Origin of the sequence: Kineosporia sp. NBRC 101677 (assembly GCF_030269265.1) — a bacterium.
In the GTDB taxonomy this organism is placed as follows: domain Bacteria; phylum Actinomycetota; class Actinomycetes; order Actinomycetales; family Kineosporiaceae; genus Kineosporia; species Kineosporia rhizophila.
This window is the reverse complement of record NZ_BSTA01000001.1, coordinates 971,996-988,067: the sequence shown is the minus strand read 5'-3', so window position 1 is coordinate 988,067 and position 16,072 is coordinate 971,996. Positions and strand designations below refer to the sequence as shown.

At 71.6% G+C, this 16,072-nt stretch carries 16 protein-coding genes; 13 read left to right on the top strand and 3 right to left on the bottom strand.

The window, feature by feature from the left end; all coding sequences use genetic code 11:
- Positions 1-123 precede the first annotated feature (123 nt).
- Entirely contained in the window at positions 124-1,497 is a 1,374-nt protein-coding gene (locus QSK18_RS04510) for a HAMP domain-containing sensor histidine kinase (protein WP_232808643.1), read from the bottom strand.
- Positions 1,498-1,499: 2 nt separating this feature from the next.
- Positions 1,500-2,186, bottom strand: coding sequence for a response regulator transcription factor (locus QSK18_RS04505; protein WP_231438679.1), 687 nt, complete (start codon positions 2,184-2,186; stop codon positions 1,500-1,502).
- A gap of 100 nt (positions 2,187-2,286) precedes the next feature.
- On the opposite strand from QSK18_RS04505, the gene QSK18_RS04500 reads away from it, so the two are divergent.
- The 6 genes from QSK18_RS04500 to QSK18_RS04475 all read left to right on the top strand — a co-directional run bounded on the left by QSK18_RS04500 (position 2,287) and on the right by QSK18_RS04475 (position 8,292).
- Complete coding sequence (locus QSK18_RS04500; RefSeq protein ID WP_232808642.1) at positions 2,287-3,318, top strand: hypothetical protein; 1,032 nt, start codon at positions 2,287-2,289, stop codon at positions 3,316-3,318.
- Positions 3,319-3,461: 143 nt separating this feature from the next.
- On the top strand, positions 3,462-5,330 hold the full coding sequence (gene dnaK / locus QSK18_RS04495; protein WP_232808641.1) for a molecular chaperone DnaK: 1,869 nt from the start codon (positions 3,462-3,464) through the stop codon (positions 5,328-5,330).
- Entirely contained in the window at positions 5,330-6,154 is an 825-nt protein-coding gene (grpE, locus tag QSK18_RS04490; protein ID WP_232808640.1) for a nucleotide exchange factor GrpE, read from the top strand. Before dnaK ends, grpE begins: the two co-directional genes overlap by 1 nt.
- Positions 6,155-6,231: 77 nt before the next feature.
- Positions 6,232-7,299: a DnaJ C-terminal domain-containing protein gene (locus QSK18_RS04485; RefSeq protein WP_232808639.1), complete on the top strand. Its 1,068-nt coding sequence runs from the start codon at positions 6,232-6,234 to the stop codon at positions 7,297-7,299.
- Between the two features lie 25 nt (positions 7,300-7,324).
- Positions 7,325-7,789: a heat shock protein transcriptional repressor HspR gene (locus QSK18_RS04480; RefSeq protein ID WP_232808638.1), complete on the top strand. Its 465-nt coding sequence runs from the start codon at positions 7,325-7,327 to the stop codon at positions 7,787-7,789.
- Between the two features lie 11 nt (positions 7,790-7,800).
- Positions 7,801-8,292, top strand: a complete 492-nt coding sequence (locus QSK18_RS04475; protein ID WP_232808637.1) for a heme-degrading domain-containing protein — start codon at positions 7,801-7,803, stop codon at positions 8,290-8,292.
- A gap of 106 nt (positions 8,293-8,398) precedes the next feature.
- Here QSK18_RS04475 and QSK18_RS04470 read toward each other — a convergent pair whose 3' ends face one another.
- Positions 8,399-8,740, bottom strand: coding sequence for a hypothetical protein (locus QSK18_RS04470; RefSeq protein ID WP_285616626.1), 342 nt, complete (start codon positions 8,738-8,740; stop codon positions 8,399-8,401).
- 280 nt (positions 8,741-9,020) lie between these two features.
- On the opposite strand from QSK18_RS04470, the gene cpaB reads away from it, so the two are divergent.
- The 7 genes from cpaB to QSK18_RS04435 are packed head-to-tail and all read left to right on the top strand — an operon-like array spanning position 9,021 to position 16,061.
- A complete protein-coding gene (gene cpaB / locus QSK18_RS04465) occupies positions 9,021-9,779 on the top strand; it encodes a Flp pilus assembly protein CpaB (RefSeq protein ID WP_232808635.1) in 759 nt (252 codons plus the stop codon).
- Positions 9,776-11,353, top strand: a complete 1,578-nt coding sequence (locus QSK18_RS04460) for a CpaE/TadZ family protein (RefSeq protein ID WP_232808634.1) — start codon at positions 9,776-9,778, stop codon at positions 11,351-11,353. The genes cpaB and QSK18_RS04460 overlap by 4 nt, the downstream gene beginning before the upstream one ends.
- Complete coding sequence (locus QSK18_RS04455) at positions 11,350-11,712, top strand: hypothetical protein (protein WP_232808633.1); 363 nt, start codon at positions 11,350-11,352, stop codon at positions 11,710-11,712. The genes QSK18_RS04460 and QSK18_RS04455 overlap by 4 nt, the downstream gene beginning before the upstream one ends.
- Positions 11,703-13,019: a TadA family conjugal transfer-associated ATPase gene (locus tag QSK18_RS04450; RefSeq protein WP_232808632.1), complete on the top strand. Its 1,317-nt coding sequence runs from the start codon at positions 11,703-11,705 to the stop codon at positions 13,017-13,019. The genes QSK18_RS04455 and QSK18_RS04450 overlap by 10 nt, the downstream gene beginning before the upstream one ends.
- On the top strand, positions 13,016-13,930 hold the full coding sequence (locus tag QSK18_RS04445) for a type II secretion system F family protein (protein WP_232808631.1): 915 nt from the start codon (positions 13,016-13,018) through the stop codon (positions 13,928-13,930). The genes QSK18_RS04450 and QSK18_RS04445 overlap by 4 nt, the downstream gene beginning before the upstream one ends.
- Positions 13,930-14,835, top strand: a complete 906-nt coding sequence (locus QSK18_RS04440) for a type II secretion system F family protein (protein ID WP_285616625.1) — start codon at positions 13,930-13,932, stop codon at positions 14,833-14,835. The genes QSK18_RS04445 and QSK18_RS04440 overlap by 1 nt, the downstream gene beginning before the upstream one ends.
- The gene (locus QSK18_RS04435) at positions 14,835-16,061 is read left to right on the top strand and encodes a sensor histidine kinase (RefSeq protein WP_232808629.1); all 1,227 of its coding nucleotides are present in this window, start codon (positions 14,835-14,837) and stop codon (positions 16,059-16,061) included. Before QSK18_RS04440 ends, QSK18_RS04435 begins: the two co-directional genes overlap by 1 nt.
- Positions 16,062-16,072: the final 11 nt, after the last annotated feature.

The following is a 16,072-nucleotide window of genomic DNA, read 5'->3' as shown; positions in this document are numbered from 1 at the left end:
CTGTGAAAGCGCAGGTGAGGGTGGCAAACCGATTACGGACGGGTGTGGTGGGGAGCCGAATGAGTGCTCGGCGGCGCGGGTGGTGCGGGTCCGGTCAGTGATCCGGGCCCGCACCCCGCGCGATCACGAGGCCTGCGACGAGCCCATCCCGGCGAGCTTGCGGATGCGCTGGCTCAGACCGCCGCCGGCCGAACTGCGCCGCTGGCGCATCCGCTCCCGGGTGCGGGTCTCGGCCGGGCTGAGCACGACCTGCACCTTGGCCCCGCCGAGGCGGGAACGGCCCAGTTCGAGGCGGCCGCCGGAGGCGATCGCGGCGCGGCGGACGATGTCCAGCCCGAGCCCCGACGAACCGGCGTTGCTGTGCCCGCGGGCCACCACGTCGGCACCGGGCAGGCCGGGGCCGCCGTCCTGCACGGCCAGCACGATCTCGTGCGCCGCGTTGGTGTTGACCGTGACCTCCAGCGGCACACCCTCTTCGGTGTGCGCGAACACGTTGTCGATCAGCACGTCGACCACGTCGGTGAGCTCCACCGAGTCGATCCGGGCCCAGGTGGGCCGGCTCGGCAGCCAGGTGCGCAGCGACCGGCCCTGCTCGTCGGCCAGCGCCGACCAGAACGCCACCCGCTCGCCGACCAGCGCGGCCACGTCGGTGCGCGAGGTGACGTTGGCCTTGACCGGGCGCCGGGCGTCCTGCACCACCGCGTTCACCGTGCGCTCGAGGGTGGCCACGTGCTCCTCGATGCGCTGGGCCAGCTCCGGGTCGGAGATGCTCTCCACGTCCAGGCGCAGCGCGGTGACCGGGGTCCGCAGCCGGTGCGACAGGTCGGCCACCGACTCGCGTTCCGAGATCAGCAGCTGCTCGATCCGGGCCGAGAGCCGGTTCAGCGCCCCGGCCATGGCCACCACCTCGGGCGGGCCGTGCTCGGGACTGCGGATGTCCAGGCGCCCGTCGCGGATCGAGTCGGCCGCGGCGGCCAGGTCCTTGATCGGGTCGCTGAGTCTTCGGGCCAGGGTGTCGGCCGCGCCGACCGAAAGGGCCAGCAGCAGGGTGCCCAGGGCGCCGAGGATCCAGCTGGCCCGGCCCACCCCGCGGTGCAGCTCGTCGCCGCTGACCTCGGTACGCACCACGTAGGTGCCCTCGGTGGTGCGCACCGGCGCGTAGACCACCGCCCGGCCGTCGTCGCGGCTGGTGAAGGCCAGCCCCTTCAGGGCCTTGCCGAGGTTCGCGGCGTCGTCGGCCTTGGCCCCGAGCACGTCACCGTCGGGCAGGTAGACCGACACCGTGCCCAGCGGGTCGTCGGTGTTCTCCAGCTCGGCCGCGGCCCCGGCGGCGCCGGAGTTGGCGGCGATCTGCGCGAGGTTGGTGGCGTCGGCGGTGACCGTGGCGAGCGTGCGTTCCTCGGCCAGCGAGCGCAGCAGCAGGGTCAGCGGGATCAGGAAGGCCAGGACCACCGCGGAGGTGGTGGCCGCGACCAGCAGGGTGAGCCGCCAGCGCATCTCTAGTCGGTTCCGGGGGCGACCAGGCGGATGCCCACGCCCCGGGTGCTGTGCAGGTAACGCGGTTCCGCGGCCGACTCGCCGAGCTTGCGGCGCAGCCAGGACAGGTGCACGTCGATCGTGCGGTCGCCGCCGCCGTAGGGCTGCTGCCACACCTCGGCCAGCAGCTCGCGCTTGCTGACCACCTCACCGGCCCGCTGGGCCAGGGCCAGCAGCAGGTCGAACTCCTTGCGGGACAGCTCCAGCGGCTCGCCGTCCAGGGTGGCGACCCGGGTACGGGCGTCCAGCGCCAGACCGCCCACGGTGAGCGGGCCCTCGGTCTTCTGCGGACCGCCGCGGCGCAGCACCGCGCGGATCCGGGCGTCGAGGTGGTCGGCCCCGAACGGCTTGGTGACGAAGTCGTCGGCCCCGGCGTCCAGCGCCTTCACCGCGTCCTGGTCCTCGTCCCGGGCGGTCACCACGATCACCGGCACCTCGCTGACCGCGCGCAGCATCGTCAGCACCTGGATGCCGTCGACGTCGGGCAGACCGAGGTCGAGCAGGACCACGTCCGGCCGATCGTCGATCACCGACTGCAGGCCGGGCAGGCCGCCCGGTTGCCATTGCACTGCGTGACCGCGATCGGTCAGAGCTCTGGAGAGGGCCGCGCGGATCCCCGCGTCGTCCTCGATGATCAGAATGACCGCCACGTGCGCGACGGTACCGGCTGAAACCTGGTTGGGGACATTCTGAATGTCCGGATCTACACCCGCCCGGCTCAACGCTAGGGTTCCCGAGGAGGTGATTTGGGTGAAACGCCGGATCGTCGGCGCCATGCTCGGCTGGCTCGCAGCGGTGGCCGTGGTTGCCGCAATCGCCACGATCGCGATCGGCGCGGCCGGCCGTCAGGTCACGTCGCAGTCGCTCAGCCCTTCGTCACCCCTCGCAGTCTCGGCGTCTGTCCAGTCCACCCCTGTCACTGTCGGTGGCTCCGGCGGGCAGGTCCTGGGGGCCGGTGGTGACGAGCCGGAGCAGCCGTCGTCCCAGGGGGCCGAGGGCGCGGCCGAGCGGCCCACGAGCCTGGCCATGCGTGCTGCCGGGGGTCGTGTGCACGCCGATTGCGCGGGCTCCCGGGTAGCGGGCTACGCCCTGCCGTTCGACGGCTGGCAGGCCCGCATCTCCGCCACCGGGCAACGCCGGCTCGAGGTCGTCTTCTCTCTCCGCGAAGAGCGTGCGGTGCTGGTCACGGCCGTTTGTGAGCAGGGTTCGCCGGCCTTCGGGCAGACCCCGCTCGACCCGCGGAACCCGGTGCAGGCGGCTCCGCGCCCGCAGGCGGGCACCCCTACCACAGGGCCTGACCCGGATGTGACGGATGTCTCGTCCAGTTCGCCGGTGCCGAGCGCGCCCTCTGCCCCTACAGACACCCGAACGCCGGTCCCTTCGGGCAGCGCCGAACTCCCCGCCCCGACCGAAGAGCCCACCGGGACGACACCTTCCGGGGCTCCGGTCACGCCGCCCGTGGCCCCGCCCACATCGGCCTCCACCCCTCCCGCCCACTCGTCCACGCCCACGGTCACCCGTTCGTCGGTCGGAGCGTCCGAGCACTCTCGGGAGACCGTCGAGGTGAGCGAGCCGGACGGCTCCGCCGAAGAGGTGACGAGCGCGCCGGTGGAGACCACAGACGTCCCCAAGAACTCTGACGTCCCGCCCGCATCCGGGTGCGCATCCACCGAACCGGCTTCATCGGGTGCAGCGTCGGTGCCGCCGAGCACGGCCGACTGCGTGACAGGGGGCGCGTCCGCCCCCTCGGCGGCCGACCGGGGCCTCACTCTGGGGATGTAAATCTCCCCGGCCGGGAACACCGCGCCCTTCTCGTCAGTTGAGCCAGGCAGACTCAAGTTAGGTCAGTCCCGAGTTGACTACCTCGGGTCGCTGCACCAACCTGAGTGAGGGCCACTCAGCTCTTATCGAAGGGAACCAAGATCATGGCAAGAGCGGTCGGAATCGACCTCGGAACCACCAACTCGGTCGTGTCCGTGCTCGAGGGTGGCGAGCCCACTGTCATCGCCAACGCCGAAGGTGGCCGCACCACGCCGTCCGTCGTGGCGTTCGCCAAGTCCGGCGAGCCGCTGGTCGGTGAGGTCGCCAAGCGCCAGGCCGTCACGAACGTCGAGCGGACCATTCGCTCCGTCAAGCGGCACGTCGGCACGGACTGGAACATCGCGATCGACGACAAGAAGTACACGTCGCAGGAGATCTCCGCGCGGGTGCTGCAGAAGCTGAAGCGGGACGCGGAGGAGTACCTCGGCGAGACCGTCACCGACGCGGTGATCACGGTGCCCGCGTACTTCAACGACTCGCAGCGTCAGGCCACCAAGGAGGCCGGCGAGATCGCCGGCCTGAACGTGCGCCGGATCATCAACGAGCCCACCGCCGCGGCCCTGGCCTACGGTCTGGAGAAGGGCAAGGCTGACGAGCGCATCCTGGTCTTCGACCTCGGTGGCGGCACGTTCGACGTCTCCCTGCTCGAGGTCGACGTGGAGGAGGGCGGCAGCACCGCCATCCAGGTCGTCTCGACCGCCGGTGACAACCACCTCGGTGGTGACGACTGGGACCAGCGCGTCATGGACCACCTGGTCAACACCGTGAAGAGCTCGACCGGTGTCGACCTGTCGAAGGACAAGATCGCGATGCAGCGGCTGCGCGAGGCGGCCGAGCAGGCGAAGAAGGAACTCTCCAGCGCGACGTCCACGACGATCTCGCTGCAGTACCTCTCGATGACCGAGAACGGCCCGGTCCACCTGGACGAGAAGCTCACCCGGGCACAGTTCCAGCAGATGACGGCCGACCTGCTCGAGCGCACCAAGGCGCCGTTCCAGTCGGTGATCAAGGAGGCCGGCATCTCGGTCTCGGAGATCGACCACATCGTGCTCGTCGGCGGTTCCACCCGGATGCCGGCGGTCAGCGACCTGGTGCGTGAGCTGACCGGGGGCAAGGAGCCGAACAAGGGCGTCAACCCGGACGAGGTCGTCGCCATCGGCGCCGCCCTGCAGGCCGGCGTCATCCTCGGTGACCGCAAGGACGTCCTGCTGCTCGACGTCACCCCGCTGAGCCTGGGCATCGAGACCAAGGGCGGCGTGATGACCAAGCTCATCCACCGCAACACCGCGATCCCGACCAAGGCGTCCGAGGTGTTCACCACCGCCGACGACAACCAGCCGCAGGTGCTCATCCAGGTCTTCCAGGGCGAGCGCGAGCTGGCCCGGGACAACAAGCCGCTGGGCAACTTCGAGCTGACCGGCATCGCCCCCGCCCCGCGCGGGGTGCCGCAGATCGAGGTCACCTTCGACATCGACGCCGACGGCATCGTGAACGTGTCCGCCAAGGACCGGGGCACGGGCAAGGAGCAGGCGATGCGGATCACCGGTGGCTCGGCCCTGAGCAAGGACGAGATCGACCGGATGGTCAAGGAGGCCGAGCAGCACGCCGAGGAGGACCGTCAGCGCCGCGACGAGGCCGAGGTCCGCAACGGTGCCGAGCAGCTGGTCTACTCCACCGAGAAGTTCCTGCGCGACAGCGACGACAAGCTGCCCGAGGACGGCAAGGCCGAGGTGAACACCGCGATCGCCGAGCTGAAGACGGCGCTCGAGGGCACCGACGTCAACGAGATCAAGGCCAAGCAGGAGAACCTGTCCGCGGCCAGCCAGAAGCTCGGCGCGGCGCTCTACGCGGCGCAGTCCGAGGGCGGCGAGTCCGGTGCCCCGGGCGCCGGCGCGGGTGCGGGTGCGGCCGGTTCCGCCACCAAGGACGACGACGACGTGGTGGACGCCGAGATCGTCGACGAGGACAAGTGATGGGCGAGCAGACTGTCGATCCGTCGGAAGGTCAGGGTCCCTCGGGTCCGGTCATCCGCGACCGACGTCGGCTCGACCCGGAAACCGGCGAGGTGCGCCAGAACTCGTCCGCATCGTCCGCCGAGGGTGAGCCGGAGGAGTCCGGCTCCCCCTCCCCGGCCGGGAAGAACGCCGCGAAGAACGGTGGCAAGCACGCCGCCGGGGCACCGGCCGACACCGAACCGGAAACGGGCGAGTCCGGCGAGTCCGAGAAGGCCGAGAAGGCTGACCAGGCCAGCAAGGCCGACCAGGCCGAGAAGGCTGACCAGGCCGAGGGTGAAGACTCCGGCGAGAACGGGGAAGACGTGACGGCCGAGGAGGTTTCGCTGGACGGCATCCTGGCCGACCTCGACACCGCCCGGTCCTCCGCCGCCGAGCGGCTCGGCGACCTGCAGCGTCTGCAGGCCGAGTTCGTGAACTACCGGCGCCGGGTGGACCGGGACCGGGACGTGGCCAAGGAGACGGCGATCGCCGGGGTGCTGGAGGCGCTGCTTCCGGTCCTCGACGACGTCCACCTGGCCCGTCAGCACGGTGACCTGGAGTCCGGGCCGTTCGCGGCGATCGCCGAGAAGCTCGAGGCGGTCCTGGAGCGGTTCGGCCTGGTGCGCTACGGCGAGGCCGGTGAGGCCTTCGACCCGGAGGTGCACGAGGCGCTCATGCGCACCGAGGCGGAACTGGCCGAGGGCACCACGACGACCACCGTCGTCCAGGTGCTCCAGCCCGGTTATCGCAGCGGTGACCGGGTGCTGCGGGCAGCCCGGGTCGCCGTCGCCGACCCCAACTGACACCTCGACGACCGGCCCGCCGGGCGCTGATCCAGCGTCCGGCGGGCCGGTCGGGCAGGCGGCGCTAGGAGAGAGACATGGCGGGCCAGGACTGGTTCGAAAAGGACTTCTATTCCGTCCTCGGTGTGCCGCAGAACGCCACCCCTGCGGACATCAAGAAGGCGTACCGCAAGGTCGCCCGCACCCATCACCCGGACGCCAACCCCGGTGACAACGCGGCGGAGAAGCGGTTCAAAGAGGTCGGCGAGGCGTACGCCGTGCTGTCCGACCCGGAGCAGCGCCAGCAGTACGACGCGATCCGGGCGATGTCCCGCGGAGGCGCGCGGTTCACGGCCGGCGGCGGTGGGCCGGCTGCGGGCGGCAGTGGCGGCGCGGGCTTCGAAGACCTGCTGGGCAACCTGTTCGGCGGTGCGGGCGGCATGCCCGGCGCCGGCGCGGGGCAGCAGCGGGTCCGGTACAACACCGGCGGCTACGGCGGCGGCACCGAGTCGCCCATCTTCGAGGACATGCTCAGCGGTCTCTTCCCGCCCGGAAGTTCCGGTGGCAACGGGCAGTACCGTCCCCCGCGCGGCCCGATGCGCGGTGGTGACCTCAATGCCACCGCCACGCTGACGTTCCGGCAGGCGATGGAGGGGGCCCAGCTCAACCTCCGGGTCGATGACCCGCAGGCCGGGCTGCGCAACATCACCGCGCGGATCCCGGCCGGGGTCCGCAACGGTCAGAAGGTGCGGCTGCGCGGCAAGGGCAAGGCCTCGGACATGGGGGGCGAGCCGGGGGACCTGTGGGTCACCGTCTCGGTGGCCCCGCACCCGATCTTCACCCTGGACGGCCCGGACGTCCGGCTCACCGTCCCGGTCACCTTCCCCGAGGCCGTCTTCGGCACCGAGATCGAGGTGCCCACCCCGGACGGCGCCCGGGTCAAGCTGAAGGTGCCGGCGGGCACGCCCTCGGGGCGCACCCTGCGGGCCCGCGGCCGGGGTGTGAAGACCGCCAAGCGCACCGGCGACCTGCTGGTCACCCTGCAGGTGGCGGTGCCGCAGCGGGTCGACGGCAAGGCGCGCGAGGCGTTGCGCACCTTCGCCGAGGCCACCGGGAACGAGAACCCGCGGGCCGATCTGTTCGCTCATCTGGACGAGAACCGTTAAGCGGTAGCACACGGAGGGCCCGGCGATGACAGACCAGGGCAAGGCCGCGGACGTGCAGTTCAACGTCGATCCGGACGCGCCCATCTTCGTCATCTCGGTGGCTGCCCAGCTGGCCGGGATGCACCCGCAGACCCTGCGCCAGTACGACCGGCTCGGCCTGGTGACGCCGGGCCGGTCGGCCGGCCGGGGGCGGCGCTACTCCGCCCGCGACGTCGCGTCCCTGCGCGAGGTGCAACGGCTTTCGCAGGAAGAGGGCGTGAACCTGGCCGGGATCAAGCGGATCCTCGAGCTGGAGTACGAGAACCGGGCCCTGCAGGGGCGCCTCGACGCACTGCTCGAGGAGCTGCGGCTCACCCAGGCCAAGTTGCGCAGCAGCGGGCGGGTGTTCGCGGCCGAGCCCGGGGGCGACATCGTGGCGGTGCCACCCGGCCGGCGGCCGCGGCGGCCTGTCACCTCTACGGCGCTGGTCGTCTGGCGACCGGGAAGGTAAGACTGGTGAGCATGGCGAACGACGAACAGCTGGATGCCCTGATCGAGGAACTGGAGGATCAGGAGCGACGGCTGCGGCTGCCCGGCTTCGACAACGACGACGCCTGGCAGATCGGGATCATCCTGGTCGAGCTCGCCGCCTCCCGGCGCGCCCCGGTCACGGTCGACCTGCGCCGCAACGGCCAGCAGCTGTTCCACTACGCCCTGCCCGGCACCAGCGCCGACAACGACGCCTGGATCCGCCGCAAGGCCGCCGTGGTGGATCGCTTCGGGTTGTCCTCGCTGCTGGTCGGGCGCCAGTCGCTGGCGGCGGGCGAGACGTTCGAGGAACGGTTCCGGCTCGACCCGGCCGAGTACGCGGCCCACGGGGGCTCGTTCCCGGTGCACGTGCACGGTGTGGGCGTGGTCGGCACGGTCACCGTGTCCGGGCTGCCCGAGGTGGAGGACCACATGATGGTGGTGGCCGGACTGGAGCAGTACCTCGAGGACCTGAGCAAGAACTAGAAACCGGATTGAAGGACGAGGGGAGCCACCTCCGCGAGGTGGCTCCCCTCGTCCTCTGTTCGGGTTCTTTTGAGATGGGCCGAATGGACGACTTGCGGCTGGGGGTTCAGGTGCGGGCGCCGATCCGGGCGCAGAGCACGATCGCCGGCCCGGTGGCCAGCAGCAGCAGACCGGCGCCGAGCCAGCCCGACCCGTTCAGCCCTCCGTGCGCGGCGATCCCCAGGGCCAGCAGCCCGGTCGGGAGCACCGCGGTGCGCATGCTGTCGAGCTGACTCAGCTCGGCTCGGCGGAACTCCCGCGCCGCCGTCAAAGATCCTGCGCCACAGGCGAAGACCACCACCAGCACGGCCAGCAGGGTGAAGCCCGGCCCGCCGGCCCGGCCGGTGGCGTAGTCGGCCGTACCGAACGCCACTGCGACCAGCAGGGTCTGCGGCACCAGGAACGCCACGACGGTGGTGGCCAGGCCGACCGCCGTGCCGAGCAGGATGCGCGCCGCCGTGGCCTCGGCCGCGTCCTCGTCCTCGGGGAACGACCACCAGCGCCGGGACAGGGGTGTCCGGGCGCTGCGAGGGGTGGCGCGCAGGTAACGACCGATGACCGATTCTCCGGTATTGCCCGTTTAACGACACAATTCTCTGTTACCTTACTTCAACCCAAGGTCACTGAGGTGGGCCCGGCCGGGCCCAGCAGGGGGCCCAACCTGGTGGTTCTCGCGCTGGAGGGCAGGGATGAATCCGCGACAGCGGCGCGGTGTGCTGCTCATGGGGGTCGCCGTACTCGGTGCGATCGCGGTGTTCGTGATGATCGCCGGCTACGTCACCGACATCGGCCGCCGGGTCGGGCCGATGACCACGAGCTACCGCTTCACCGAGGACGTGGAGAAGAACCAGCCGATCACCGGTGACCAGGTCGAGGAGGTCGAGCTGCCCTCGAAGTGGTTGCCCGAGGCGGCGATCCAGTCGTTCGACACCTCCCGCGGCCTGGTCGCCACCGCCGACATCCCGCAGGGGGCGATGCTGCAGGAGGGGATGGCCGCCGCGCCGCCGGAGCTCAAGCCCGGCCAGAGCGAGATCGCCATCCTGATCGACGCCGAGACCGGGGTGGCCGGGAAGATCCAGAAGGGCGACCTGGTCGACATCTACGGCACTTTCAGTGTGCGCAGCACCGATGCCCAGGGCGCCAGCGAGGACCAGGACCAGGCCCGGGTGATCGTCAGCAATGCCCAGGTGCTGGCCATCGGTGCGCTGCAGCGGGTCGACTCACCCGATGCCGAGGCCGGTGACTTCGAGCAGAACGAGGTGGTGCCGGTGACGTTCGCGCTCGATCGCGAGGACAGCCTGAAGGTCACCTACGCCGAGAGTTTCGCCACCAAGGTGCGGCTGGCGCTGGTCGCGCCGGGCACCCGCTCGCGCCCGCCGGGCAATGCCGACGTGCTCGACGGGGACAAGCTGCTCAAGCCGGTGAAAGCCGGGGGGAACGGGCCGTGAACCGCCGGTTGCTGCTCGGTAGCGCGGACGAGGTCACCGTGCAACGGGTTTCGTCGGTGGCCGAGGAACTGGGCGACGAGCTGGTCCACGTCTGCTCCACCTCGCACGAGGTGTCCGACGCGGTGGCCGGTTTCCGCCCCGACGTACTCATCGTCTCCGAAACACTGGGTCCGGTGCCGGTTCTCGACCTGATCCGGCAGACCGCCCGGCAGGATCCGTTCGTCGGCATCCTGCTGCTGTCCTCCACCTCCGACCCGGAACTGTTCCGGGTGGCGATGGAGGCCGGGGCCCGCAGTATCGCCCCGCTCGGGTTCACCATCGACGACCTCGGGCAGCGGATCGAGAGTGCCGCCTCCTGGGCCGGGATCGTGCGCAGCCACATCGCCGGTGACAACGCCCGGATGCTGGGCAGTGGGCACGTGGTGGCGCTGGCCGGCAGCAAGGGCGGGGTCGGCACCAGCACGCTCGCTCTGCACACGGCCCTGGAGGCCGCCGCCGCGGGGCGCCGCACCTGCCTGGTCGATCTGGACCTGCAGAGCGGAGACCTGGCTACCCTGCTGAACATCAGCCACCGGCGCGACATCACCGACCTGATCGGGCTGGTCGGCGAGATCTCCGGGCAGACCCTCGACGACGTGCTGTTCCGGCACTCCTCCGGCCTGAGTGTGCTGCTGGCCCCGCGTGAGGGCGAGCGCGGCGAGGAGATCACCGAGGCGGTCGGCCGGGCGGTGATCGGGGCCCTGAAGTCCCGGTTCGACGTGGTCGTGATGGACGTGGGCAGCGTGCTCACCCCGGCCGGGGCCTGTGCGGTGGAGATCGCCGACCGGGCCGTGCTGGTGGCCACGCCCGATGTTCTCAGCATGCGCGGGTGCCGGCGCACCGCCCAGTTGTGGGAGAGGCTGCGCCTGCGTCCGGAGAAGGACGTCACGGTTCTGCTGAACCGGATCTCGCGCGGCGTGGAGGTGCAGCCCGACCTGGCCGCCCGCCTGGCCCGGCTGCCGATCAGCGAGTTCGGCGTGCCCGCCTCGTTCCGGTCGTTCGAGGCGGCCGCCAACACGGGTGAACCGCAGCGGCTGGTCGACCGGGACACGCGCCGCGCCCTGGTGCGGGTGGCGGAGTCGCTCGGGGTCCGGCAGCCGGCCGAGGCAGGCGGCAGTGGCCGCCGGGCCGCCCGGCGGCGCGACGCGGGCCAGGCAGCGGTCGAGTTCATGGGCCTGCTGCCGGTTCTCGGCATTCTCCTGGCCTGCCTGGTGCAGGGCGTGCTGATCGGCTACAGCCACGTGCTGGCCGGGCATGCGGCGAGTGCGGCGGCGCGGGTGTCGGTCTCGCCCGAGCAGGGCTTCGGCGACATCGACGCACGGGCCCGGGAAGAGCTGCCGGGCGCCTGGCAGGAGGGGGCGCAGGTCACGCTGGGCGGTGGGGCCGGCGGCGATCCGCGCTGGGGCGATCCCGACGCCGAGGTCACGGTGGAGGTGGTCACGCCCGCCTTCATCCCCGGCGTGGCCGCCCTTTTCGGTGATGCGCTGAATGCCACCGCCACGGCGCAGATGCGTTTCGAGGGGCGGTTGCCTTGAGAGGCGATCGGGGGCAGGCGTCGATCGAGCTGCTCGGCTCGGTGCCCTACCTGGCGCTCGGTCTGTTCGCCGCGCTCCAGCTCACGGTGGCCGCCACCACGGTCCAGGCGGCCAGTTCGGCGGCCCGGGCGGCGGCCCGCACAGTGAGTCAGGGCGACGGTGACCCGCAGGCCTCGGCCCAGCGGTCGGTGCCGGACTGGCTGGAGGCGGGGATGAGTGTGACTCTCAATGGTGGGGAGAGCCCTTCGGTGACAGTCACTCTCCAGATGCCCATCATCGTCCCTGGTCTGGATTCCGGCCCCGAAGTGGCCCGCACGGCCTGGTTCGAGCGGGAGCAGGCGACGCCGCCATGGGGCTGAGAGATCTGCGCTCGGCCGGTGAACGCGGTGCCGGCCAGGACGCCGCCCGGCAGTTCGAGGCGCTGGTCGAGCGCTACCGCCGGGCGCTGCTGGAAGAGCTCAACCTGAACGAGCTCTCGTCGCTCGACCCGGCCCAGCGGCGCACCCGGCTGGAGCGGGTCCTGGCCCGGATCCTCAGCCGCGAGGGCCCGATGCTCTCCGGCACCGAGCGCACCCAGCTGATCCGCCGGGTGATCGACGACTCGCTCGGCCTGGGCGTCCTGGAACCGCTGCTGGCCGATCCGTCGGTCACCGAGATCATGGTGAACGGGCCGAAGGACGTGTACATCGAGCGGGCCGGCCGGCTGGAGCGCGCCCCCTTCGCCTTCGCCAGCGAGGAGCAGCTCTACCAGACCATCGACCGGATCGTCTCGACCGTGAACCGCCGGGTGGACGAGTCCAGCCCGATGGTGGACGCCCGGCTGGCCGGCGGGGAGCGGGTGAACGTGGTGATCCCGCCGCTCTCGCTGACCGGGCCCACCCTGACCATCCGCCGTTTCCCGGCACCGATCCCGATGCACCGGATGGCCGAGATCGGCGCCGTGGACACGGCCACCGCCCTGCTGCTGGCCTCGATGGTGCGGGCCCGGTTCAACGTGCTGATCTCCGGCGGCACCGGTACCGGCAAGACCACGATGCTGAACGCGCTCTCGGCGTTCATCCCGACCCACGAGCGGATCATCACCGTGGAGGACGCGGCCGAGCTGCGGCTGGAGCAGGAGCACGTGGTCAGCCTGGAGGCCCGGCCCTCGAACATCGAGGGCCGGGGCGAGGTGACGATCCGCGACCTGGTGCGCAACAGCCTGCGGATGCGCCCCGACCGGATCATCGTCGGGGAGGTCCGCGGCGGCGAGACCCTGGACATGCTGCAGGCGATGAACACCGGCCACGAGGGCTCGCTGGCCACGGTGCACGCCAACTCCACCCAGGACGCGGTGTCCCGGCTGGAGACGCTGGCCACGATGAGCGAGCTGGAACTGCCGTTCGCGGCGATCCGCGACCAGATCAACAACGCGATCGACGTGATCATCCAGCTCTCCCGGTTCGGCGACGGGTCCCGCCGGGTGGTGGAGGTGATCGCGGTGACCTCCAAGCGCCGCGAGGAGTACCGGCTGGAGCGGCTGATGCACTTCGAGGCCGAGCCGACCGGGGCGGACCGGGTGGTCGTCGGCCGTTTCGTGCCGCACCGGCTGCCCGCCGCGCTGGCCGACCGGCTGATCGTGCGCGGGGAGCTGATCCCGCCGCAGTTCCTGGAGTACCGGCGATGATCCTCTGGGCTGCTTCCGGTGTGCTGGCTCTCGCCGTGCTGGGTTACGCGCAGTGGGTGCTCGGCACCAACGAACGCGAGGCGCTGACCCAGCGCACCGCGCTGGAGACGGTGGAACGCTCGTCGAACCGCTGGATCAACCGGCTGGACGGGCGGCTGCGGCGGACCGCCCACGGCCGGTGGCTGCAGATGCGGCTGGACCGGGCCGGGGTGCGCTGGCGGATGGCCGACATCTGGCTGGCCCTGGCGGGCCTGGCGGTGGTCACCTACCTGCTCTCGGCCCAGCTGCTGAGCTGGTGGTTCGCCGTGCTGGCGGCGGCCGCCGCGGTGCGGCTGGCGCTGACCGTGCTCGACCGCCGGGAGGCCCGCCGGCGGGAGGACTTCGTGGGGCAGCTGCCCGAGGTGGCGCGGGTGCTGTCGAACGCCACCTCGGCCGGGCTGGCGCTGCGCTCGGCGATCCGGATGGCCGGGGAGGATCTGGAGGAACCGGCCGGTTCGGAGATGGCCCGGCTGGCCCGCGAACTCGACGTGGGCACCCCGCTCAGCGATGCGCTCGACCACCTCCAGCAGCGCATGCCCAGCCGCGAGCTCGCCCTGCTGACCCGCACCCTGATCATCCAGGCCCGGGCCGGGGGCGCAGTGGTGACCGCGCTACGGGGGATGTCGGAGACCCTGGAGGCCCGCAAGGACCTGCGCCGCGAGGTCCGGACCATGCTCTCCGGCGCGGTCTTCACCAGCTGGATCGTGCTCTTCCTGGGCGCCGGGTCGCTGCTGATGATGAACGTGATCGCCCCGGGCACGCTGAACGAGGTCACCTCCTCGCTGATCGGCCAGGTGGTGCTGGTGATCGCCCTGGTGATGTACGCGGCCGGATTCTGGATGATCCGCCGGACCACCCGGATCGACGTCTGATGAACCCCGACGCCCTCACCTTCGCGCTCACCGGGCTGCTGGTGTACCTGTTCGGCCTGTACGGCTGGCAGCTGCTCAAGGCCCCGCCCGAGGTGGCCCTGCCCGACACCGGATCGGTGCCGGTTCTCGGGCGCGGGCCGGTGGGCGCCCGGATCCCGCTGGTGGCCGGGATCTACCGGCTGCTGGGCCGGCGCACCGGCCCGGCGATCAGCGGCCTGCTCGGCCCCCGCTGGCGGCTGGAGGTGCGCAACCTGATCGCCGCGGCCGGGCAGCCCCGGGGGATGGACGTGGCCGGGTTCGCCGAGCTGCAGGGCGCCTACACGGTGCTCGCCCTGCTCGGCGGGTTCCTGCTGGTTCTGCGCGAGCTGCCGGTCCTGGCCGGGCCGGCCTCCCTGCTGCTCCTGGCCTACCCCTCGGTGTGGCTCTACAGCGAGGCCCAGCGGCGGCAGCGGCAGATCGAGCAGGAACTGCCCGACTTCCTGGACGTCCTGGCCATCACCGTCACCGCGGGCCTGGGCTTCCGGGCCGCGATGGAGCGGGTGGGCGAGACGCTGGAGGGGCCGCTGGCCGAGGAGGTGCGCCGCACCATGCGTCGCATGGAGATCGGGGTGCACCGTCGCGAGGCGTTCCTCGAACTGCGCGACCGCAACCCCCGCTCGACCACGATGGGCCTGTTCGTCACCGCGATGATCCAGGCCGAGGAGCTCGGTGCCCCGCTCGCCGACACGCTGAACCAGCTGGCCGGGGACATGCGCCGGGAGTTCGCCCAGATCGCCCGGCGCCGGGCCTCCCGGGCCGCGCCCCGGGTCAGCCTGATCATCACCATGGTGATCATGCCCGCCGTGGTCACCCTGCTCGTCCTGGCCCTGTTCCTGGGCTCCGACGTGGATCTCGGCTCGTTGTGATGCGCCGGCGGCCAGCGGTTCCGGAGCCGGACGCGGTCGGCCGGCTGGCCCAGTACGTGCTGATCCCGCGGATCGGGGCCCCGGGCCTGAGTGTGGTGGCGCTGCGGGCCGACCACGATCCGGCCGGCCCCCTGCTCGGGGTGCTGCTGGTGATGATGGCGCTGAACTACCTGGCCCTGCGTTACTGGACCCTGATCGAAGGCCGGCGTCATCCGCTGGTGCTGGTGCTCGACCAGTTCACCGCCCTGGTCGTGCTCGGGGTGACCGGTCTGGGCACGCCGATGGTGCTGTACCTGATCGCCGGCGGCGTGCTGGCCGGGCTCACCTACCGGGCCCGGCCGGTGCTGCTCGTCGGCCTGGGGGCCACGCTGGTCTACGGGGTGCTGCTGGTGTTCCGCACCGGATACGTGCCGGGTGGCAACGACTTCCACACCACGATCACCCTTCCGGCGCTGGTGCTGGCGGCCGGTCCGGCGGGGGTGGCACTGCGCCGGCTGCTCGACGAGCAGGAGCGCACGGCTACGCAGCTGTGGCGGTTGCGGCGGAGCGCGGCGGTGCGGGAAGAACGGCTGCGGGTGGCCCGCGAGCTGCACGACTCGCTCACCAAGAACCTGCACGGGGTCTGGCTTCTCAGCCGGACGTTGCAGAGTTCGTTGGACCGGGGCGACCTGACCTCGGCCCGCGAGGCGGCCGGGGTGATCGGTCAGACCGCCGAGGGCCTGGCCGGGCAGTCCCGGGTGGTGATCCAGGGGCTGCGCGAGAACCCCCACCGCAATCTGGTCGAGGCGCTGCGCGAGCGCGCCACCGCGGCCACGGCCGGACACCGGCTGAGTGTGCAGGTGCACGACGAGCGCGGCACTCCCCGGCCCGGGCCCGACGCGGCCGGACGGAACACCATGCTGGCGGTCACTTCCGAGGCACTGCACAACGTGGTGAAGCACGCGCAGGCCCGGCGGGTCACGCTCACGCTGGCGGCTGCCGGTGCCGAGGTGGTCCTGCAGATTACGGACGATGGGCGCGGCTTCGACGTCTCGGCCGGGCATCCGGGGCACTACGGACTGGTCGGGATGAGCGAACGGGCCAGCCGTAGTGGCGGCAAGCTCAAGGTGCTCAGCGCGCCGGGGAACGGCACCACCGTTCGGCTGGCGGTGCCGGCCCGTCCACCGAAGCCGGCGAAACAGTCGAAGCAGCCGAAGCCGGTGGTGCTGGCCGAGGGGGTGCCGTGACGGTGCGCCCG

What these genes read in the sequence shown, in the direction of transcription:
- QSK18_RS04440 (WP_285616625.1), top strand. Translation starts at nt 13,930, where the DNA reads ATGAACCCCGACGCCCTCACCTTCGCGCTCACCGGGCTGCTGGTGTAC.
- QSK18_RS04475 (WP_232808637.1), top strand. Translation starts at nt 7,801, where the DNA reads ATGGCGAACGACGAACAGCTGGATGCCCTGATCGAGGAACTGGAGGAT.
- QSK18_RS04450 (WP_232808632.1), top strand. Translation starts at nt 11,703, where the DNA reads ATGGGGCTGAGAGATCTGCGCTCGGCCGGTGAACGCGGTGCCGGCCAG.
- QSK18_RS04510 (WP_232808643.1), bottom strand. Translation starts at nt 1,497, where the DNA reads ATGCGCTGGCGGCTCACCCTGCTGGTCGCGGCCACCACCTCCGCGGTG.
- QSK18_RS04485 (WP_232808639.1), top strand. Translation starts at nt 6,232, where the DNA reads ATGGCGGGCCAGGACTGGTTCGAAAAGGACTTCTATTCCGTCCTCGGT.
- grpE (WP_232808640.1), top strand. Translation starts at nt 5,330, where the DNA reads ATGGGCGAGCAGACTGTCGATCCGTCGGAAGGTCAGGGTCCCTCGGGT.
- QSK18_RS04435 (WP_232808629.1), top strand. Translation starts at nt 14,835, where the DNA reads ATGCGCCGGCGGCCAGCGGTTCCGGAGCCGGACGCGGTCGGCCGGCTG.
- cpaB (WP_232808635.1), top strand. Translation starts at nt 9,021, where the DNA reads ATGAATCCGCGACAGCGGCGCGGTGTGCTGCTCATGGGGGTCGCCGTA.
- QSK18_RS04480 (WP_232808638.1), top strand. Translation starts at nt 7,325, where the DNA reads ATGACAGACCAGGGCAAGGCCGCGGACGTGCAGTTCAACGTCGATCCG.
- QSK18_RS04445 (WP_232808631.1), top strand. Translation starts at nt 13,016, where the DNA reads ATGATCCTCTGGGCTGCTTCCGGTGTGCTGGCTCTCGCCGTGCTGGGT.
- dnaK (WP_232808641.1), top strand. Translation starts at nt 3,462, where the DNA reads ATGGCAAGAGCGGTCGGAATCGACCTCGGAACCACCAACTCGGTCGTG.